Source organism: Leifsonia sp. NPDC058292 (assembly GCF_042880955.1).
In the GTDB taxonomy this organism is placed as follows: domain Bacteria; phylum Actinomycetota; class Actinomycetes; order Actinomycetales; family Microbacteriaceae; genus Leifsonia.
In genome coordinates this window covers 39,180-57,653 of sequence record NZ_JBHVYL010000019.1, presented here as the reverse complement: position 1 = coordinate 57,653, position 18,474 = coordinate 39,180, and the positions used below count along the sequence as shown (strand labels likewise).

The following is an 18,474-nucleotide window of genomic DNA, read 5'->3' as shown; positions in this document are numbered from 1 at the left end:
ATGCTCGCCTCGCCTCCGTGCCGCATCCCCGCAGCCCTCGCCATCAGCATTGCCGTGCTCATCGCCCTGAGCGGATGCGTAAACGCGAAGCCGTCGGGCCGAACGGATCAGACACTCGACGAGGGCTACGCACAGGTCATCGATTACCTCGACAAGCTTTATGAGAGGCTCCCTGGCGAAGTCTTTGACCGAGAAGCCGGGAAACTCCAACTCTCGATCCAGGACGGACCCGGCTCCTGCGGCGGCTCACCTCTCGACCCCGACGCGTCCTCATACAAGCTCTACTCGTATCGCCTCAACGTCACCCATCCCGTCGACAACGACACCGTGCTCGGCTATCTCGCCCCGACCGGCCCTGACTGGCGTCTGGTGCGCAAAGAACGATCGACCTTCCGCGACGATCAGCCGATGCTCGAAGCCACCTACTACAGCACCAACGTCACACTCTTCCTCCAGATCGGCACCGAGATCGACGACCCCACCGACCCCTTCCCGGACATCTTCGTTCGCGGCTCCACCGGTTGCTACAACAACGAAGCATCCGGCCTCATGACGCACTGAGACGTGGCCCGCCGATATCCAAACGTGATGCAAGCGCTTGACGTAAACGCTTGCAGCGGACCCGTCAGGAGGGTAGCGTCACGTCCGGGCGCAACAGCGCGCCCGCACCAAGAAGCTCAACGAGGAGTGAAATGAAAGCAGCACGTCTCTCCGTGATCGCCGGAGTCGCTGTCGTCGGCCTCGCCTTGGCGGGATGCACCGGCGGAGGATCAGGAAGCGGCGGCTCGGATGCGAGCGCCAACTCCAAGGGTCCGATCACCTACGTTCAGGGCAAGGACAACTCGAATGTCGTCCGTCCGCTGATCGACAAGTGGAACAAGGCCCACCCGGACGAGAAGGTCACCTTCAAAGAACAGTCCGACCAGGCCGACCAGCAGCACGACGACCTCGTGCAGCACTTCCAGGCCAAAGACGCCAATTACGACGTCGTCGACGTCGACGTGGTGTGGACGGGCGAGTTCGCCGCCAAGGGCTGGCTCCAGCCGCTGACCGGCGACTTCAAGATGGACAACTCGGCCCTTCTGGCGCCGACCGTCAAGTCCGGCACCTACAACGGCACCCAGTACGCGGCGCCGCAGACGTCGGACGGCGGCATCCTGTACTACCGCAAAGACCTGGTGCCCACCCCGCCGAAGACGTGGGATGAGATGCTCAAAGACTGCGACATCGCCAAAGCCAAAGGCATCGGCTGCTACGCGGGACAGTTCGCGAAGTACGAGGGCCTCACGGTGAACGTCGCAGAAGCGATCAACACCGACGGCGGCACCATCGTCGGCGACGACGGCAAGACGGTCACGGTCGACAGCGACAAGGCCAACAAGGGTCTGACCCGCCTGGTCGACGGTTTCAAGTCGGGTGTCATCCCGGCCGAGGCCATCACCTACCAGGAGGAGCAGGGACGCCAGTCGTTCGAGGCCGGCAAGCTGCTGTTCCTGCGCAACTGGCCGTACGTGTACAACCTGGCCAAGACCGACGGCTCCTCCACCGTGAAGGACACGTTCGGTGTCGCACCGCTTCCCGGTGTCGACGGACCGGGCGTCTCCAGCCTCGGTGGTCACAACGCGGCGATCAGCCAGTACTCGAAGCACAAGGCGACAGCGTTCGCGTTCCTGAAGTTCCTGCAGAGCGAAGAGACCCAGAAGTTCTTCGTGACCCAGGGATCTCTCGCACCGGTCGTCGCCTCGCTGTACGACGACGCCGACCTGAACACCCAGCTGCCCTACCTGGCGACCCTGAAGACGTCGATCGAGAACGCGGTTCCGCGCCCCGTTTCGCCGTTCTACCCGGCCATCACGAAGGCGGTTCAGGACAACTCGTACGCCGCTCTGAAGGGCGACAAGACGGTTGACCAGGCGCTGAAAGACATGGCCGCCGCCATCAAGACGGCGAGCGCCGGCTAACAAGGATGCGGCCACCAGGCGGCGGGAACCTTCCCGCCGCCTGGTTTCCCCTCTCCTGAGAACCCACCCGGAGGCCTCACATGTCAACGTCGAACGTCGTCGCCCCGCCCCAGACCACCGGCCCCAAGCAGACTCGGGCCGGAGCCAAGAAGAATCGCAACGCCCAGTCGCGCGTGGCGCTCTACCTCATCCTTCCCACCATCGTGCTGCTCGCGATCGTCATCGGGTATCCGGTGGTCAGCGCGATCATCATGTCGTTCCAGAAAGACGCCGGCCTCGATCCGGCGACCGGACTGTTCGTGCAGGGCGGGTTCGCCGGCTTCCAGAACTATGCGCACTGGCTGTTCCAGCAGTGCATGGGTCCTGACGGAGCCGCTGTCGCCTGCCCGCCGGGAAACCTCGGCTCCCAGTTCTGGAACGCCGTCGGCGTCACCTTCTTCTTCACCGTCGTGACCGTCGTGCTGGAGACCGTTCTCGGCATGTGGTTCGCGTTCATCATGAACCGCACCTTCCGCGGCCGCGGTCTCGTGCGTGCTGCGATCCTGGTGCCGTGGGCCATCCCGACGGCCGTCACCGCGAAGCTCTGGTTCTTCATCTTCTCGGTCGCCGGTGTCGCCAACGCCGCAATCGGCGCCCACATCCTGTGGACGAGCGACGAGTGGGCATCCCGCTTCGCGGTGATCATCGCCGACACCTGGAAGACGACGCCGTTCATGGCGCTGCTCATCCTGGCGGGTCTGCAGATCATCCCCGAAGAGGTGTACGAGGCCGCGAAGGTCGACGGCGCGACGACCTGGCAACGGTTCTGGCGCGTCACCCTGCCGCTGGTCAAGCCGGCGCTGCTCGTCGCGGTGCTCTTCCGAGTGCTCGACGCGCTGCGCATCTACGACCTTCCCGCCATCCTCACCGGCGGAGGTGGTGGCACCGGTAATGCCACGACCACCCTCTCGATCCTGGTCGTCGACCAGATTCGGCAGGGCTTCAACAGCGCCTCAGCGCTCTCGACCATCACCTTCATCATCATCTTCCTGGTCGCCTTCATCTTCGTGCGGTTCCTCGGCACGAACGTGGTGCGAACACAGGAAGCCCAGCAGAAGGGAGCGAAGTGATGACCACCGTCGCCGGCCCCGCCGCAGCCACAGCGGAAGCCCAGGCCCTGCCTCGCACCAAGGCGAAGAGCAGAGCCAAGTCGCGCAACCGCAATCAGAGCATCCGCACCGGGGTCAGCGCGATCATCATCGTGCTCTGGTGTCTGCTGCCGTTCTACTGGATGGTCGTCACGTCGTTCCGCGACGTGGGCTTCACGTTCGAGACGACGCCGTTGCCCACGCACTTCACCTGGGACAACTACATCACCGCGTTCTCGACCCAGCTGGGCAACCACCTGGGGCAGGCACTGCTGAACTCGCTGTTCATCGGCGCCTGTGTCACGATCATCGCCCTGCTGGTCGGAACGTTCGCCGCCTACGCCCTCGCTCGCATCGACTTCCGGTTCAAGGGCATCGTGCTCGGGCTCATCCTCGGCGCCTCGATGTTCCCGGGCGTCGCGCTCATCACGCCGCTGTTCCAGCTGTTCACGAACATCGGCTGGATGGGCACCTACCAGGCCCTGATCATCCCGAGCATCTCGTTCGTGCTCCCCCTCACCGTCTACACGCTCACCTCGTTCTTCCGCGAGATGCCGTGGGACCTGGAGGAGGCGGCGCGGATCGACGGATGCACGCAGGCTCAGGCCTTCCGCAAGATCATCCTGCCGCTGGCCGCGCCGGCCGTGTTCACGACAGCGATCCTGGCGTTCATCTCCTCGTGGAACGAGTACCTGATCTCCAGCCAGCTGTCGAGCGACGCGACCCAGCCGGTGACCGTGGCCATCGCCTCCTTCGCCGGCAGCCAGCCGCACCAGGAGCCGTACACCGCGGTCATGGCGGCGGGCACGATCGTCACGGTGCCCCTCGTCATCCTGGTGCTGATCTTCCAGCGCAGGATCGTCGCCGGGCTCACCGCCGGCGGCGTGAAGGGATAGGGCGACTCGGATGCGCTGGGACGATTCGCTGGAGATCGTCGATGTCGGCATCGGCATCGTGGGGTTCTTCGCGTTCGCGTTCCTCGTCGTCACCGTGGTGACTGAGCTGACGGGCGCCGACGCCCTCGGCTGGGCGCTGACGCTGCTGGCGCTCGTTCTCGTTCTCGTGCTCCTCTGGCAGGCGCGCCGCCGCATCGTGGCGGCGCGCCGGCCGGCGGATGCGGGCGAGCCGGCCGCCCGCCGCGTGCCGGGCAAGAACTCCTGAGCCGGGGTTCGCCATGGCAGGGATCGACGAGGTCGCGCGCGCGACGGGCGTCTCGACCGCCACGGTCTCGCGTGCCCTGCGCGGCCTGCCCAACGTCTCGGACACGACCCGTGCTGCCGTCAGGCGCGCGGCCGACGAGCTCGGGTATGTCGCGTCGTCGAGCGCCTCAGGCCTCGCCAGCGGGCGCACGCTGGCGATGGGTGTCGTCGTGCCGTCGGTGAGCCGCTGGTTCTACACCAACGTGCTGGAGGGCGTCGACGCGGAGCTGCGGTCGGCCAGCTACGACATGATCCTGTTCAACCTGGGCGGACACCGCGGCGACCGTGAGCGCGTGTTCCATCGGTCGATCCTTCGCAAGAGAACGGATGCCCTGCTGGCCCTCTGCCTCGACTTCACGGCCGACGAACGCCACCAGCTGGCGTCGCTCGGGCATCCGACGATCGTGGTCGGCGGCCCGGTGAAAGGGCTCCGGAGCGTAGGGATCGACGAGAAGACCACCGGGATGACGGCCACCGAACACCTGATCAAGCTCGGGCACCGGGAGATCGCGCACATCGGCGGCGAAGACGAGGAAGGTCTCAACCGGCAGGTTCCGGTCGGGCGGCTGCACGGCTTCCAGCACGCGATGCGCTCCGCCGGCCTGACTGTCAGGCCGGAGTGGATCGTTCCCGGCGGCTTCTCGCTGCCGCAGAGCCGGTCGGCGATGAACGCACTCCTCGACCGCCCCGGCCCCCGGCCGACGGCCGTGTTCGCCGGGTCGGACGAGATGGCGTTCGGCGCCATGCTGGCCGCCTACGACCGCGGCCTCACGGTGCCGGGCGACCTGTCGGTGATCGGGATCGACAACCACACCTTCGCCGAGTCGTTCGGGCTGACGACGCTCGCGCAGAATCCGTTCGATCAGGGCGCCGTCGCCGCCCGCATCCTGCTCGACGAGCTCGGTGGCGCCGAGCCGCGCACGCGCTCGGTCCGCTCCCCCGTCTCCCTCGTCGTCCGCACCTCCACCGCCCCACCGCCCGCCCCCTAGCGCCGAAAGCAATCGAGTACAGGAAGAACGCTCCCAAAAGCACGTTTTGGGAGCGTTCTTCCTGAACTCGATTGCTTTGGGCGGGGGCGGGGGCGGGGGCGGGGCGGGCGGGCGAGGTCAGGTGGCGTCGGCGAGGGTGAGCGACTCGGCCTCGACGATGGGGCTCTCGGCGGGGCCGTCGACGCGCTTCAGGTGCTTGTGGCCGATGACGATCAGCGCCACGGCAACCAGCACCGAGATGGCCCCGGCGAAGAACGGCGTCGAGGGCGAGATCGTGTCGGCCAGCAGAGTCGCCGCGGGCGGGGCGATCGCTCCGCCGAGGAAGCGCACACCGGAGTAAGCACTCGAGGCGACCGAGCGGGGCAGATCTGTGGCCTCCATGACGCACTCGGTGAGCACCGTGTTCAGGATGCCGAGAAGCAGTCCACCGACGACCACGCATACGATCAGGCCGACCAGCGAGCCGATGAACAGCCCGGCGGCGGCCAGGTCGATCGCGAGCAGCGGCATGACGATCCACAGCACGCGGGTGCGCGGCATGCGGCTCGTGAGCAGCGGCGCTCCCCACACCGAGGTGACGGCGAGCGCGACACCCCAGCCGAAGAAGATGAAGCCGAGACCGATCGCCGAGTCGACGCCGAGCGGCACCAGAGCGAACGGCGTGTAGGCGAGCAGCACGAAGAACCCGATGTTGTAGAACAGGGCGGCAGCGGCGAGGAACCCGAGGGCCGGCTTGGCCAGCGCCTTGAACGGAGCACCGATCGAGGTCGGGGTCGGCTTCTCGGGATTCTTCTTCAGCAGCGACACGATCGCGACGAAACCGACGGCCATCAGCACCGCGGTGCCGAAGAACGGTCCGCGCCAGCTCCAGCTTCCGAGCAGACCGCCGAGCAGGGGGCCGATCGCGATGCCGAGCCCGAGCGCCGCCTCGTAGAGGATGATCGCCGACGACGTTCCGCCCGACGCGGCTCCGACGATGGTCGCCAGGGCGGTCGAGATGAAGAGCGCGTTGCCGAGTCCCCATCCGGCGCGGAACCCGATGATCGCCTCGACGTTCGGCGACAGTCCCGCCGCGAGCGCGAAGACGACGATGAGCGCCAGACCGATCAGCAGGGTCTTCTTGGCGCCGATCCGGCTCGAGATCCAGCTGCTGAAGAACATCGCGATGCCGGTGATCAGCAGATAGCTCGTGAAGAGCATCTCGGTCTCGGTCGGCGTCGCCTTCAGGCTCGCCGCGATGGCCGGCAGGATCGGGTCGACGAGACCGATTCCCATGAAGGCGATGACCGAGGCGAACGCGACGGCCCAGACGGCGGTCGGTTGCTTGAGAATGTTGTTGGGCTTGTCGTGTGACATGGCTGAGCAGGGGCTCCTATCGAGATGTCTGGTGTGGTGGATGCGGCGCGCGGCCGCGAAGGTCAGCGAGCGCCGGCGACGGCTTCCGAGGCGGCGGCCGACAGCTCGACGCGCGAGCCGATGATGGTCACCGTGCTGCGCAGGGCTTCGATCTCGTCGTCGCTGAGGTCGGCGAACATTGGCACGAGAGCCGCGCTCAACTCGTCGCGCCAGGCCTGAAGCGCGTCGGCGCCTTTCGGTGTGATCGCGATCTGCCAGGCGCGAGCGTCGTCGGTGTCGGCGATCCGTTTGACCCACTCGGATTCGACGAGGTTGCGCACGATCTTCGTCATCGTCGGCTGTGAGACCCGGCTGTGCGCGGCGAGCTCGCCGAGTCGCATCGCGCCGGTGGTCTGCAGAACGCTCAGAGTGCGCCAGGTGGCGGGCGACTCGGTGCTGCCCGTCACCCTCGCCGCGAGCCGGGTGAGGCGGTGGCTGGCGACCACGAGGTCGCCGAGGATGTGGTGAAGATCTGTGAGATCGGTCTGTGGCATTACTCCATTATATATAGCCGACCTATATAGTTCAAGTCGCGTCGAACAATCCACTTGAATCTGATATTCGCACTTTCATACTTCTGATTTTTATGGTTTTCTGGGGGAATGCGCCAACAGAACGACGACGTCCTGCGTGACCTGGCCGAGACGGAGGAGTCCGCCTCCTACCATCAGGCCCTCAAACGCCGCCACATCCAGATGATCGCCGTGGGAGGCGCGATCGGCACCGGGCTCTTCCTCGGAGCAGGCGGCCGTCTCGCCGCCGCCGGCCCTGGCCTGCTCATCGTCTACGCGGTCTGCGGAGTCTTCGCGTTCTTCATCCTCCGCGCGCTCGGCGAGCTGGTGCTGCACCGTCCCGACTCAGGGTCGTTCGTCTCGTACGCCCGCGAGTTCTTCGGTGAGAAGACGGCGTTCATCACCGGCTGGATGTACTGGATGTACTGGTCGATGGTGGCGATCGTCGACGTGACCGCCATCGCGCTCTACCTCGCCTTCTTCGGCAAATACATCGAGGCCTTCTCCGCCATCCCGCAGTGGGTCTTCGCTCTCGCCGCCCTGGTGCTCGTGCTCGTGCTCAATCTGCTCTCCGTCTCCGTGTTCGGCGAGTTGGAGTTCTGGTTCTCGGCGATCAAAGTGACGGCCTTGATCGGCTTCCTCATCGTCGGCGTCTGCTTCGTGGTGTTCGGCACCCCCGTCGACGGCCGTACGCCCGGATTCGACCTGATCTCCGCGAACGGCGGGATGCTGCCGAACGGCCTCCTCCCGCTGGTGATCGTCGTGCAGGGCGTCGTCTTCGCCTACGGCGCCATCGAACTCGTCGGCACCGCCGCCGGGGAGACGAAAGACCCGGAGAAGACCATGCCGCGGGCCATCAACTCGGTCATCCTGCGGATCGCGGTGTTCTACGTCGGCTCGGTGCTGCTGCTCTCGCTTCTGCTGCCTTTCACCGCCTACAAAGAAGGCGAGAGCCCGTTCGTCACCTTCTTCGCGTCGATCGGCGTCGAGGGCGCCGACGTGATCATGAACCTCGTGGTGCTGACCGCCGCCCTGTCATCCCTGAACGCCGGCCTGTACTCCACCGGACGCATCGTGCGCTCCATGGCGCTCCGCGGCTCTGCGCCGCTCTTCACAGGCCGCGTGAGCCGGCACGGCGTTCCCTTCGGCGGAATCCTGCTGACCGGGGCCGCCGCCTTGCTCGGCGTCGGCCTCAACCTCGTCATGCCCGGTCAGGCCTTCGAGATCGGCATCAACCTGACGTCGATCGGCATGCTCACGGCGTGGTCGATCATCGTGCTCTGCCAGTTGCGCTTGCGTGGTCACGCCGCGAAGGGGCTCGCCGAGCGGCCACGGTTCCGGATGCCCGGCTCGCCGTACACGAGCTATCTCACGCTCGCCTTTCTGGTCACCGTCGCCGTGCTGATGCTTTTCGACTACCCGACCGGCACCTGGACCTTCGGCCTCACCCTCGTGATCGTCGTGCCGGCGCTCATCATCGGCTGGTTCGCCGTGCGACGGCGCGTGGCCCGCATCGCCGAGCTCCGTGACAGCGCTGTCGGCCGCGCACGCGACAGCGCGGGCGACAGCACCGTCGACGACGGCGGGGCTCAGGACCGCGATCGGGCGAGCACATAAGCCTGCTGGGTCTTCTCCCCCGCATCCGGCGCACGAACCGCACGCAGGCGCTCCTCGAAGCCGGCGGCACTCAGGAGCTCGGCGACCCGCGCGGGGCGCTGGCGTCTCGTGTCGAGCGACAGCTCGTGACCGTAGGCCCGTTCCAGGTGCACCACGTCGTCGCCCACCTGGAAAGCCAGCAGCAACCAGCCGCCGGGCCGGATGACCCGGGCGAACTCCGCGAACAACGCCGGTTGCCGCTCGTCGGGCGTGTGGATGATCGAGTACCAGGCCAGCGCTCCGGCGAGCGCGTCGTCGCCGAGCTCGAGATCGGCCATGGTGCCCACGTCGAAGCGCAGGTGCGGATGGGCGCGACGAGCGACCTCGATCATCCCCGGTGAGAGGTCCACACCGAAAGCGTCGAGCCCGAGCCCGGCGAGCTCGATCGTCACACGCCCCGGGCCGCAGCCCAGGTCGGCCACGGCGCCACCGCCGTCGGCGAGCAAATACTCGGCGAAGACCCCGAGCATGGCCCGGTCGACCGGCTTTCGGGCGAGCTCGTCTTCGAGCATGGCCGCGTAGTCGGAAGCGACGGCGTCGTAGGCGGTACAGGTCTCGGTCACGTCGAGCGGTTCGGGCATGCCCCGAGTGTATGGAGCACCGCCGACCTTCAGGGATGCATCGCCGCGCAGAGAGAAAGCCCCCGGCCGTACCAGGGCCGGGGGCTGTCGAAGGGATGGAGGCTACCGCAGGAACCGCTCGTAAAGAGCGGTGCTGCGGTACAGATCCGGCGGGTGCGCGGAGTGTTCGCGGGCTTCCCCGCTGAGGACGACGCTGCTGAGGCGCCGCCAGTACGCGGCATAGCCGCGCCATCGACTGGTATTCATCGTGGTTCTTTCCGGATGCGCGTCCTTGCACATCGCTTGCCCGCAGGCAGGCGCTATCGGACGCTGGATGAACCGTCACCGGATGGTGACGGCCGATCCGGGCATCCGCGTCGCTCGACCCCTCTGCGTTCGAACCCGCACGGGTTAAACACAGAGGGCGTCGTTCCCATTGCGGGGAACGACGCCCTCGCAACGCGGATACTCGGTGTGTGGAGTCCGCGTCGCGACTTGCGTCAGGCGATGTCAGCCTGCGGTAGAAAGAGCCCCGATGGGGCGCAGACTACTTGAGGGTGACGGTGGCGCCAGCTTCTTCGAGCTGAGCCTTCGCCTTGTCAGCGGCTTCCTTGTTGGCGCCTTCGAGAACGGTGCTCGGGGCGCCGTCAACGAGTGCCTTCGCCTCACCGAGGCCGAGGCTGGTGAGTGCGCGCACCTCCTTGATGACCTGGATCTTCTTGTCGCCGGCCGCCTCGAGGACGACGTCGAAGGAGTCCTTCTCCTCGACCTCTTCAACGGGGGCGGCAGCGCCGGCACCGGCCGCAGCAACGGCGACGGGGGCGGCGGCGGTGACCTCGAAGGTCTCCTCGAACTTCTTCACGAACTCGCTCAGCTCAATGAGCGTGAGCTCCTTGAACGCGTCGAGCAGCTCGTCAGTCGTGAGCTTTGCCATGATTTTCTCCTTAGGTGTTTTCGTGTACTCAACCGCTGGTGGTGCATCCCGGGGGATGGACTACGCAGCGGACTCCTGCTTCTCACGCAGCGCGTCGACCGTGCGAACGGCCTGCGACAGCGGTGCGTTGAACAGATATGCGGCTCCGAACAGCGAGGCCTTGAAGGCGCCGGCGAGCTTCGCCAGCAGAACTTCACGAGACTCGAGGTCGGCGAGCTTGCCTACCTCTGCTGCGGTCAGCGGGTTACCGTCGAAGTAACCACCCTTGACCACCAGGAGAGGGTTTGCCTTGGTGAAGTCACGCAGCGACTTCGCGACGGCGACAGGGTCTCCGTGCACGAAGGCGATCGCAGACGGACCAACGAGCTCCTCGTCGAACGACGAGATGCCGGCGTTGTTGGCCGCGATCTTGGTCAGCGTGTTCTTCACCACGGCGTACGTCGCGTGCTCACTGATCGATGTGCGCAGCTGCTTGAGCTGAGCGACAGTGAGACCGCGGTACTCGGTCAGCAGAACGGCGGACGAGTTCTTGAAGAGATCTTCAAGCTCGGCAACCGCGGCTTCCTTGTTCGCCATGGCCTACTCCTCTGATTTTGCGTCGCACACCGCGGAGGCGATGTGCGCCTCGACCGCCGGGGAAAAGAAAAAAGCTCCGTACGCAGTGGCACGGAGCTGGCGACGCGAACCGGAGTTCACGAGTCTGCTTCATACACCTGCGCGGGCCCTCACCTGAGTGAGTCTTCGTTCGTGAGCTTTCGCGCACGACGACCAGCGGTCTTTGGCTTCGATCACAGTACGGGATGCGGGCGACCGAATGCAAGTCGAGCGCGCCTCCGAATTTAGTTGACTTCGGTCTACTATCGAGATACAGTTGATCCAGATCAACTATTTGGGCGCAGCGTCGAGCCAACAATCCGCTTCGTCCCCCGCATTGGAGTACCCACGCACATGTCGAAATCCGTCGATACGGATGCGCGCGCATCCGCTCATCCCATAACCCCTGAGGGCTCAACCCCCGCGCCCATGTCGCACCGCCAGGTGCTCCAGGCGCTCTCCGGCCTCCTGCTCGGCATGTTCGTGTCGATCCTGGCCGGCACGGTGGTCTCGAGCTCCCTCCCCCGCATCATCGCCGACCTCGGCGGCGACCAGGCGGCGTTCACCTGGGTGGTCACGTCCACCCTGCTCGCCACAACCGTGTCGACGCCCATCTGGGGCAAGTTCGCCGACCTCTTCAGCCGCAAGCTGCTCATCCAGCTCGCCCTCGTGCTGTTCGTCCTCGGCTCGGCACTCGCCGGCTTCTCGCAGAACCCGGGCATGCTCATCACGTTCCGCGTGGTGCAGGGCCTCGGCGCCGGTGGCCTCACCGCCCTCAGCCAGATCATCATGGCCGACATCATCAGCCCGCGTGAGCGCGGCCGCTACATGGGCCTCTTCGGCGGCATCATGGCCGTCGGCACCATCGGTGGTCCTCTGATCGGCGGCCTGCTGACCGACTCGATCGGCTGGCGCTGGAACTTCTTCGTCGGCGTGCCGGTGGCGATCGCGGCCATCCTGCTGCTGCAGAAGACCCTGCACCTGCCGAAGCGGCCCCTGCAGAAGGTGCGCATCGACTATCTCGGCGCCGTGCTGCTCGCCGGCGGCATTTCGCTGCTGCTCATCTGGGTCACCATGGCCGGCAACCAGTTCGACTGGATCAGCTGGAACACCCTCCTCATGGTCGGCGGCGCCGTTCTGCTGCTGGTGGCGACCGTGGTCACCGAACTGCTCGTGAAAGACCCGATCATCCCGCTCGGCATGTTCAAGAACCGCACGTTCACGCTCGCCGTCATCGCCAGCATCGCGGTGGGTGTCGCGATGTTCGGCACGTCGGTGTTCCTCAGCCAGTACATGCAGCTCGCCCGGGGCGCGACCCCGACCGAATCCGGTCTGCTGACCCTGCCGATGATCGCCGGTCTGCTGATCTCCTCGACTGTGGTCGGGAGCCTGATCAGCAAGTTCGGCAAGTGGAAGGCGTTCATGGTGGTCGGCTCGGTGCTGCTCACTGCGGGTCTCTACCTGATGAGCACCATCGAATACGACACGAACTACGTCGTGGTCTCGATCTACATGTTCGTGCTCGGCGCCGGTGTCGGCATGGTGATGCAGAACCTGGTGCTCGTCGTGCAGAACGCGGTCTCCCCCACCCAGCTCGGCGTCGCAAGCTCGTCCGTCGCGTTCTTCCGCAGCCTCGGCGGCACCATCGGCGTCTCGGTGATGGGCAGCGTGCTCGCCACCAAGGTGACCGAAGCGATGACCAGCCACGCCGCTGCGATCCAGGCTCAGATCGTGAAGCTCGGCGAGGCCGGCGCACCGATCGCGAGCGCGCTGCAGAGCGGCACCCTCCCCAAGGTGAGCACCCTGCCGGTCGGCCTCCGCACGATCATCGAGTCGATCTACGGCCAATCGGTCGCCGATATCTTCCTGGTGGCCGTTCCGCTCGCGATCATCACGATCGTCGCGATCCTGCTGCTGCCGAACAACAGGCTCGGCACCAAGACCGCCATCGAGCGCCTCGAGGAGGAGAAGCAGAACGCCCCCGCAGGCGGCCTGCTGGAGCACGCGGAAGAGCTGGTGGTCGAGGCGTCGGAGGCCTACGTCGGAGTCGCGACCGGTTCCCTTCCGGCGCAGCGGCCCTCGGGTCAGCAGGCGTCGGGTGAGCAGGCCGGCGGGCGGAACGCGGGAACGACCGAAAGCGACGCGTCGAGCCGGCGATGACCACCATCGAGCACGGGACAGCCGCCGTCGACGCGGCCATCGCCGGCGTCGAAGAGCAGTTCAGCGTGCTGTTCAACCGGATCCACACCGTGATGCGCGACCGCGCGCTCGGTGTGCATCCGGACCTGCAGCCGGTCGGCTTCAAGATGCTGAACGCCATCGTGCGGCTCGGGCCGACACACGCCGGCGCCCTCGCCGAGCGGCTGTCGACCGACAAGAGCGTCATCAGCCGTCAGGCGAACATCCTCGAGTCGCTGGGATTCATCGAGCGGCGAACCGACCCTCTCGACCGGCGAGCGAGCTTTCTGGTCGCGACCCCGGCTGCGGCCGAGAAGATCAACGAGGTGCGCGCGAGCGACCAGGCCATGCTCTACACCAACCTGCGCGACTGGGGGCAGGGCGACGTCGAACGGCTGGGCGAGCTGCTTGCCCGCCTGAACGACACGGTCACCGGAGGCTGATGGAGCCGGCGACCTGGGCCGCGGCTCAGGGATGCGCGGCGAGGAAGTCTGCGATGTCGTCGCCGAAGCGCGGGTGCAGCGGAACACCGCCGTGCGAGCGCGACCGGTAGAGGATGTGCGTTCCGTGCGGAAGGCGCCGGGCGGTCTCGCGGGCGAGGTCGGGCGGGTAGAACACATCCCTGCCACCCGAGAGGATGAGCGTCGGGGCTGTGACGGCGTGCAGCCCGTCGAACACGTCGTAGGCGTCTTCCGCGCGAACCAGCGCGATGAGGCTCTCGGCGTCGTCGGGCTGCGGGGTGGCACGGCTGACCAGCCGCACCAGCGGATCGAGATGGCGACTGTTCATCGTCGCGCTCGCAAGCTCGCCGGAGGCTCGCCGGTCACCGGCGGCGAGCAGCGACAGGTACCGCCGCTGCACCGCCCTGCCTCGAGAACCGAGACGCGCGGCCCCGGCGGCGACCACGAGAGTCGTGACGAGGTCGGGCCGATCGACCGCGAGCTGCAGCGCCACGCTGGCTCCGGTGGAGAGTCCCATGAGCGCGACCGGCCGACCGAAGCGTTCCGCGATGAGTCGGGCGTACACGTCGGCGACCTCCGCCATCGTGAAGGCCGGATGCAGAAACGCCGGCCGCCCGACAGCGTGCACGCGCATCCGCCGGGCCGCGCCGCGCAAGACGAGTCGCTCGACGACGCGATCGACGCCGCGGGGGTTGCCTGTCTCGGCGGGCAGGGCACGGATGAACAGCAGCGGTGCGCCGTTCCGCGGCCCGTACTCCTCGATCGCGAGGATGCTCGCCTGCGTCACGGCTCGCTTGTCGCTGAGCCGGAGGTGGAGACGCCAGGCTGGTTCGCGGTCGCGTCCCAGGGCAGCGAGACCGTGAAGACGGTCTCCCCCGGTTCGCTCCGCACGCCGACCTCGCCGCCGTGGGCCTCCACGACAGCGCTCACGATGGCGAGACCGAGGCCGGTGGAACCGGTGGTGCGCGCACGCGAACTGTCGGCGCGCACGAAGCGTTCGAACAGCGACGACTGCACCTCCGGAGCTATCCCTGGGCCGTTGTCGGTCACCGAGACGATCGCCCGGCCCGCCTTCTCGTCGACGGTCAGCGCCGCCGTCACCTCAGTCCCCTCGGGGGTGTGCACCCGGGCGTTGGCCAGCAGGTTCACCACCACCTGGTGCAGTCGGGCCTTGTCTCCGGTCACCTCGATCGGCTCCTCCGGGAGCACCATCGACCACTTGTGGTTCGGGCCGGCCGCGTGGGCGTCGCTGACGGCATCCACGAGCAGCACGGAGAGGTCGACGGGATCCCTGTCCAGCTCGCGACCCTCATCGAGTCGTGCCAGCAGCAGGAGGTCTTCGACGAGCGACGTCATGCGGGTCGCCTCCGACTCGATGCGGCCGAGCGACCGGGTCACATCGGTCGGAAGCTCGTGCGGCGAGCGGCGCGTCAGCTCCGCGTAGCCCCGGATCGAGGCGAGCGGCGTTCGCAGCTCGTGGCTGGCGTCGGCGACGAACTGGCGCACCTTCTGCTCGCTCGCCTGCCGCGCCGTCAGCGCGGAGGAGACGTGGCCGAGCATCCGGTTGAGTGCCGCTCCGACCTTGCCCACCTCGGTGCGCGAGTCGGTGTCGGCCTCGGGAACGCGAACCGACAGCGCGACATCGCCGCGGTCGAGGGGCATCTCCGACACCTCCTGAGCCGTGCCGGCCACCCGCTCGAGCGGGCGCATCGCCAGACGCACCACGAAGCTCGCGATGAGGAAGGCGAAGATCAGCCCGGCCAGGGTGACGAGCACGATGACGAAGGTCAGCTGGCTCACCGTCGCACTGACGTCGTTGAGGGGCAGGCCGATGATCACGCTGTCACCGTTGACGAGCTCGGTCGCGGCGACCCGGTACGAGCCCAGCGAGGAGCCGAGGTCGAGCGTGCGCGGAGTGCCGTCGGCCTCCAGCTTCGCGACGGCGGTGAGGTCGGCGCGAACGATCTGCGGCTGAGCGGGTTCGTTGTTGGGCTGCCCGCTCTGGTCTTGCGGGCTGAGGATCACCGGGAAGAGCAGGCGATCGCCGCTGCGCACGACTCCGAACGTTCCGGTGGGTTGCCCGGGAGTCGCGACGATGCGCTGCACCTGCGAGTCGACCGGGGATGTTCCGTAGATCTGGTTCGCGGCCCGCGCACCGCGATCCAGGGCGCTGGTGAGCTGGCCGTCGAGCCGGCTCACGAGATACCCCTGCAGCGCGAAAACGCTCACCGTGCCGATCGCCGTGCCGAGCACGGCGAGCATCGCGACCACGACGAGAACGACGCGGCTGCGGAGCGTCCACGACCGGAACGGGCGGATGCGCGACGGGCGACCGTGCGCCCGCTCGCCGGAGTCCGATGTGTCGGAACCGGGTGTCCCCGCCGCGGGATCCGAACCCGTCACCGGGGAGGTGGTCACGTCGCGGCCTTGACCATGTAACCCGCGCCGCGCACGGTGTGGATCATCGGCTCGCGGCCCGAGTCGATCTTCTTGCGCAGGTAGGAGATGTAGAGCTCGACGACGCTGGAGGATCCGCCGAAGTCGTAGCTCCACACCCTGTCGAGGATCTGCGTCTTGCTCAGCACACGCCGCGGATTGCGCATGAGGAACCGCAGCAGCTCGAACTCGGTGGCGGTGAGCTGGATGGGATCGCCGTCGCGGTGCACCTCGTAGCTGTCCTCGTCGAGCACCAGGTCGCCGACGATGAGCACGGGATCGCTCTGATCGGCGACCGCCGCGCGCGACCGGCGGAGCAGTCCGCGCAGGCGCGCCACCAGTTCCTCCAGGCTGAACGGCTTGGTCACGTAGTCGTCGCCGCCCGCCGTCAGCCCGGCGATGCGGTCGTCGAGTGAATCCTTCGCCGTCAGGAAGAGCACGGGCGCCTCGTTGCCGTCTGCGCGCATCCGGGAGAGCACCTGCAGCCCGTCGATGTCGGGAAGCATGATGTCGAGCACGACCACATCCGGCTTGAACTCGCGGGAGATGCTGAGCGCCTGCTGGCCGTTCGACGCCGTCTTGACGTCCCAGTCCTCGTAGTGGAGCGCCATCGACAGGAGGTCGGTCAGTGTCGCCTCGTCGTCGACGACGAGCACGCGTATCGCGCTGCCGTCGGCTCGGCGCAGAAGGGTGCGGGCTTGGCTGGGGGTGCCGGGGACAGCCCGGGAGTTCATGGTCACCTTTCCTATTATCGCGAGTCGACTCCGCGCCGGCTATGCGAAACCTATGCGCTGTCTGTGAACGATTCCCCCGGCGACCCAGCAGAAACATAGGCCGGCCACAGTGCGCCCAAATCCGTCATCCATACCGTCGTCCTGTCCAGTGGGAATCCCCGCATCACATCGAGAATCTGGAAGCCTATGTTCGGCACTTATCTGCGTCGCGAGCTCGTCAATCGCCGCAAGCAGACGATCATCATCGCGGTGGGCATGGCCCTCGCGATCGCCCTCGTCATCATCGTCAACTCCGTCTCCACCGGGGTGAGGCAAGCCCAGGCGAGCGTGCTCCAAGCCGTCTACGGCGTCGGAACGGACATCACCGTCACCGAGCCCGCCACTGAGCAAGCCGCGTCCACCCAGCAGGGCGCCGGCGGCGGCCCGCGCTTCGACTTCGGCGCCGACGCCGGCACCGACACGGGAAGCGGCAGAACCGTCGACACCTCCCGGTTGGAGCCGACCCGCGGAGCGACGGTGATGGCCAGCACCGCGCTGGCGACGGCGGCCAAGGTGCAGAACGTGGCGGCCGCAGCATCCGTGCTCTCGCTCACCAACACGAGCTTCAGCGGCACGCTTCCCGACTTCCAGCAGCGCCAGCAGGGCACCGGCACCAAGCCCGGGGAGGGTGGCGACGCGTCGACCGCTCCCCCGACCGGCGGCGCCGACGGAGCGGGCGGCAGCTCGTTCACCGTCGACTCGTTCTCGGTGATCGGACTCGATCCGGCGGGCAAGTCGGTCGGCCCGCTCTCCTCGGTGACGCTGACCGGCGGTCGCACCTTCACCGCTGCCGACAAGGGCAAAGACGTGGTGGTGCTGGATGCCGCCTACGCAAAGACAGCGAGCAAAGCCGTCGGCGACACCGTCACCATCGGCGGCACCGACTTCAAGGTGACCGGCATCGTCACGGCCACCGGAAGCGACTCGACTACGGCGGCGAACGCTTACATCCCGCTCGATGTGGCGCAGACGCTCTCGGGCCAAGCGGACAAGATCAGCGCCGTGTACGTGACGGCGGCGTCGTCGAGCGACATCGATCAGATCAAGGCCGACCTCACGAAGGCGCTGCCGACGGCGACCGTGAGCACGCAGGCCGACCTGGCCTCCAGCGTCTCGGGCTCGCTCGGAACGGCAGGAGAGCTCATCGCAAACCTCGGAACCTGGCTCTCGATCATCGTGCTGGCGGCCGCCTTCCTCATCGCGATCCTGTTCACGATCTCAGGCGTCACCCGCCGCACCCGCGAGTTCGGCACGCTGAAGGCCATCGGCTGGAGCAACCGACGCATCGTCGGCCAGGTGGCGGGAGAATCGGTGGTGCAGGGCATCATCGGGGGCGTGATCGGCATCGCCGTCGGATTGATCGGCGTGCTCGTGGTCAACCTGGTCTCACCGACTCTGTCCGGCGGCGTCGGCAACGGCTTCGCCACCGCCGCCGGACAGGCAGGGCGCACCGCCACCGGCGGCAGCACGGCCGCACCCGGCGCCGGCTTCGGTGGTGGCGAGGGCTTCGGCGCCGCTCGGGAAGCGAGCCGCGCGGCCGCCTCCACCACCGACATCGTGCTGCACGCTCCGGTGACCGTGTGGATCATCGTCATCGCCGTCGGCCTCGCCGTGCTCGGTGGCCTCATCGCCGGGGCGATCGGCGGATGGCGCGCCTCGCGTCTGCGCCCGGCCGCCGCCCTCCGCTCCGTCGCCTAGC

18 protein-coding genes are annotated in these 18,474 nt (G+C 67.2%); 10 read left to right on the top strand and 8 right to left on the bottom strand.

The features are described 5' to 3' along the window. The 6 genes from ACFVWR_RS11970 (at position 1) to ACFVWR_RS11945 (ending at position 5,276) form a co-directional block, all read left to right on the top strand. Positions 1-561, top strand: coding sequence for a hypothetical protein (locus ACFVWR_RS11970; RefSeq protein ID WP_387211880.1), 561 nt, complete (start codon positions 1-3; stop codon positions 559-561). Between the two features lie 131 nt (positions 562-692). Continuing rightward, on the top strand, positions 693-1,961 hold the full coding sequence (locus ACFVWR_RS11965; RefSeq protein ID WP_387211877.1) for an ABC transporter substrate-binding protein: 1,269 nt from the start codon (positions 693-695) through the stop codon (positions 1,959-1,961). A gap of 80 nt (positions 1,962-2,041) precedes the next feature. Then, positions 2,042-3,070, top strand: a complete 1,029-nt coding sequence (locus tag ACFVWR_RS11960) for a carbohydrate ABC transporter permease (RefSeq protein ID WP_387211874.1) — start codon at positions 2,042-2,044, stop codon at positions 3,068-3,070. Beyond that, positions 3,070-3,984, top strand: coding sequence for a carbohydrate ABC transporter permease (locus ACFVWR_RS11955; RefSeq protein ID WP_387211871.1), 915 nt, complete (start codon positions 3,070-3,072; stop codon positions 3,982-3,984). Before ACFVWR_RS11960 ends, ACFVWR_RS11955 begins: the two co-directional genes overlap by 1 nt. A 10-nt stretch (positions 3,985-3,994) precedes the next feature. Further along, complete coding sequence (locus ACFVWR_RS11950) at positions 3,995-4,249, top strand: hypothetical protein (RefSeq protein ID WP_387211868.1); 255 nt, start codon at positions 3,995-3,997, stop codon at positions 4,247-4,249. Positions 4,250-4,262: 13 nt separating this feature from the next. Then, on the top strand, positions 4,263-5,276 hold the full coding sequence (locus tag ACFVWR_RS11945; RefSeq protein ID WP_387211865.1) for a LacI family DNA-binding transcriptional regulator: 1,014 nt from the start codon (positions 4,263-4,265) through the stop codon (positions 5,274-5,276). A gap of 117 nt (positions 5,277-5,393) precedes the next feature. On the opposite strand, the gene ACFVWR_RS11940 is transcribed toward ACFVWR_RS11945, so the two are convergent. Both ACFVWR_RS11940 and ACFVWR_RS11935 read right to left on the bottom strand, forming a co-directional pair. Continuing rightward, positions 5,394-6,632, bottom strand: coding sequence for an MFS transporter (locus tag ACFVWR_RS11940; protein ID WP_387211862.1), 1,239 nt, complete (start codon positions 6,630-6,632; stop codon positions 5,394-5,396). A gap of 62 nt (positions 6,633-6,694) precedes the next feature. Next, positions 6,695-7,165 (bottom strand): MarR family winged helix-turn-helix transcriptional regulator, encoded by a 471-nt coding sequence (locus ACFVWR_RS11935; protein WP_387211859.1) that lies wholly within the window; start codon positions 7,163-7,165, stop codon positions 6,695-6,697. A 108-nt stretch (positions 7,166-7,273) separates the two neighbouring features. On the opposite strand from ACFVWR_RS11935, the gene ACFVWR_RS11930 reads away from it, so the two are divergent. Continuing rightward, the gene (locus tag ACFVWR_RS11930) at positions 7,274-8,800 is read left to right on the top strand and encodes an amino acid permease (RefSeq protein ID WP_387211856.1); all 1,527 of its coding nucleotides are present in this window, start codon (positions 7,274-7,276) and stop codon (positions 8,798-8,800) included. Here the strand turns inward: ACFVWR_RS11930 and ACFVWR_RS11925 are convergent. The 3 genes from ACFVWR_RS11925 to rplJ all read right to left on the bottom strand — a co-directional run bounded on the left by ACFVWR_RS11925 (position 8,773) and on the right by rplJ (position 10,909). After that, positions 8,773-9,420, bottom strand: a complete 648-nt coding sequence (locus tag ACFVWR_RS11925; RefSeq protein WP_387211853.1) for a class I SAM-dependent DNA methyltransferase — start codon at positions 9,418-9,420, stop codon at positions 8,773-8,775. The genes ACFVWR_RS11930 and ACFVWR_RS11925 overlap by 28 nt on opposite strands. 526 nt (positions 9,421-9,946) lie before the next feature. After that, positions 9,947-10,333, bottom strand: a complete 387-nt coding sequence (rplL, locus tag ACFVWR_RS11920; protein ID WP_387211850.1) for a 50S ribosomal protein L7/L12 — start codon at positions 10,331-10,333, stop codon at positions 9,947-9,949. A gap of 60 nt (positions 10,334-10,393) precedes the next feature. Further along, a complete protein-coding gene (gene rplJ, locus ACFVWR_RS11915; protein ID WP_387211847.1) occupies positions 10,394-10,909 on the bottom strand; it encodes a 50S ribosomal protein L10 in 516 nt (171 codons plus the stop codon). 447 nt (positions 10,910-11,356) lie between these two features. Between rplJ and ACFVWR_RS11910 the strand changes: the two genes are divergently transcribed. Together ACFVWR_RS11910 and ACFVWR_RS11905 are read left to right on the top strand one after the other, a co-directional pair. After that, complete coding sequence (locus tag ACFVWR_RS11910; RefSeq protein WP_387211844.1) at positions 11,357-13,087, top strand: MDR family MFS transporter; 1,731 nt, start codon at positions 11,357-11,359, stop codon at positions 13,085-13,087. Next, entirely contained in the window at positions 13,084-13,548 is a 465-nt protein-coding gene (locus tag ACFVWR_RS11905) for a MarR family winged helix-turn-helix transcriptional regulator (RefSeq protein WP_387211841.1), read from the top strand. The genes ACFVWR_RS11910 and ACFVWR_RS11905 overlap by 4 nt, the downstream gene beginning before the upstream one ends. A 25-nt stretch (positions 13,549-13,573) precedes the next feature. Here the strand turns inward: ACFVWR_RS11905 and ACFVWR_RS11900 are convergent, their stop codons facing one another. From ACFVWR_RS11900 to ACFVWR_RS11890, 3 genes are all read right to left on the bottom strand, one after another. Beyond that, positions 13,574-14,353, bottom strand: coding sequence for an alpha/beta fold hydrolase (locus ACFVWR_RS11900; RefSeq protein WP_387211838.1), 780 nt, complete (start codon positions 14,351-14,353; stop codon positions 13,574-13,576). After that, positions 14,350-15,885: a sensor histidine kinase gene (locus tag ACFVWR_RS11895; protein WP_387211929.1), complete on the bottom strand. Its 1,536-nt coding sequence runs from the start codon at positions 15,883-15,885 to the stop codon at positions 14,350-14,352. The genes ACFVWR_RS11900 and ACFVWR_RS11895 overlap by 4 nt, the downstream gene beginning before the upstream one ends. A 95-nt stretch (positions 15,886-15,980) precedes the next feature. After that, positions 15,981-16,736, bottom strand: a complete 756-nt coding sequence (locus ACFVWR_RS11890; RefSeq protein WP_387211926.1) for a response regulator transcription factor — start codon at positions 16,734-16,736, stop codon at positions 15,981-15,983. 186 nt (positions 16,737-16,922) lie between these two features. On the opposite strand from ACFVWR_RS11890, the gene ACFVWR_RS11885 reads away from it, so the two are divergent. Beyond that, positions 16,923-18,473 (top strand): ABC transporter permease, encoded by a 1,551-nt coding sequence (locus ACFVWR_RS11885; protein WP_387211835.1) that lies wholly within the window; start codon positions 16,923-16,925, stop codon positions 18,471-18,473. Position 18,474: the final 1 nt, after the last annotated feature.

What these genes read in the sequence shown, in the direction of transcription:
- ACFVWR_RS11970 (WP_387211880.1), top strand. Translation starts at nt 1, where the DNA reads ATGCTCGCCTCGCCTCCGTGCCGCATCCCCGCAGCCCTCGCCATCAGC.
- ACFVWR_RS11965 (WP_387211877.1), top strand. Translation starts at nt 693, where the DNA reads ATGAAAGCAGCACGTCTCTCCGTGATCGCCGGAGTCGCTGTCGTCGGC.
- ACFVWR_RS11960 (WP_387211874.1), top strand. Translation starts at nt 2,042, where the DNA reads ATGTCAACGTCGAACGTCGTCGCCCCGCCCCAGACCACCGGCCCCAAG.
- ACFVWR_RS11955 (WP_387211871.1), top strand. Translation starts at nt 3,070, where the DNA reads ATGACCACCGTCGCCGGCCCCGCCGCAGCCACAGCGGAAGCCCAGGCC.
- ACFVWR_RS11950 (WP_387211868.1), top strand. Translation starts at nt 3,995, where the DNA reads ATGCGCTGGGACGATTCGCTGGAGATCGTCGATGTCGGCATCGGCATC.
- ACFVWR_RS11945 (WP_387211865.1), top strand. Translation starts at nt 4,263, where the DNA reads ATGGCAGGGATCGACGAGGTCGCGCGCGCGACGGGCGTCTCGACCGCC.
- ACFVWR_RS11940 (WP_387211862.1), bottom strand. Translation starts at nt 6,632, where the DNA reads ATGTCACACGACAAGCCCAACAACATTCTCAAGCAACCGACCGCCGTC.
- ACFVWR_RS11935 (WP_387211859.1), bottom strand. Translation starts at nt 7,165, where the DNA reads ATGCCACAGACCGATCTCACAGATCTTCACCACATCCTCGGCGACCTC.
- ACFVWR_RS11930 (WP_387211856.1), top strand. Translation starts at nt 7,274, where the DNA reads ATGCGCCAACAGAACGACGACGTCCTGCGTGACCTGGCCGAGACGGAG.
- ACFVWR_RS11925 (WP_387211853.1), bottom strand. Translation starts at nt 9,420, where the DNA reads ATGCCCGAACCGCTCGACGTGACCGAGACCTGTACCGCCTACGACGCC.
- rplL (WP_387211850.1), bottom strand. Translation starts at nt 10,333, where the DNA reads ATGGCAAAGCTCACGACTGACGAGCTGCTCGACGCGTTCAAGGAGCTC.
- rplJ (WP_387211847.1), bottom strand. Translation starts at nt 10,909, where the DNA reads ATGGCGAACAAGGAAGCCGCGGTTGCCGAGCTTGAAGATCTCTTCAAG.
- ACFVWR_RS11910 (WP_387211844.1), top strand. Translation starts at nt 11,357, where the DNA reads ATGTCGCACCGCCAGGTGCTCCAGGCGCTCTCCGGCCTCCTGCTCGGC.
- ACFVWR_RS11905 (WP_387211841.1), top strand. Translation starts at nt 13,084, where the DNA reads ATGACCACCATCGAGCACGGGACAGCCGCCGTCGACGCGGCCATCGCC.
- ACFVWR_RS11890 (WP_387211926.1), bottom strand. Translation starts at nt 16,736, where the DNA reads ATGAACTCCCGGGCTGTCCCCGGCACCCCCAGCCAAGCCCGCACCCTT.
- ACFVWR_RS11885 (WP_387211835.1), top strand. Translation starts at nt 16,923, where the DNA reads ATGTTCGGCACTTATCTGCGTCGCGAGCTCGTCAATCGCCGCAAGCAG.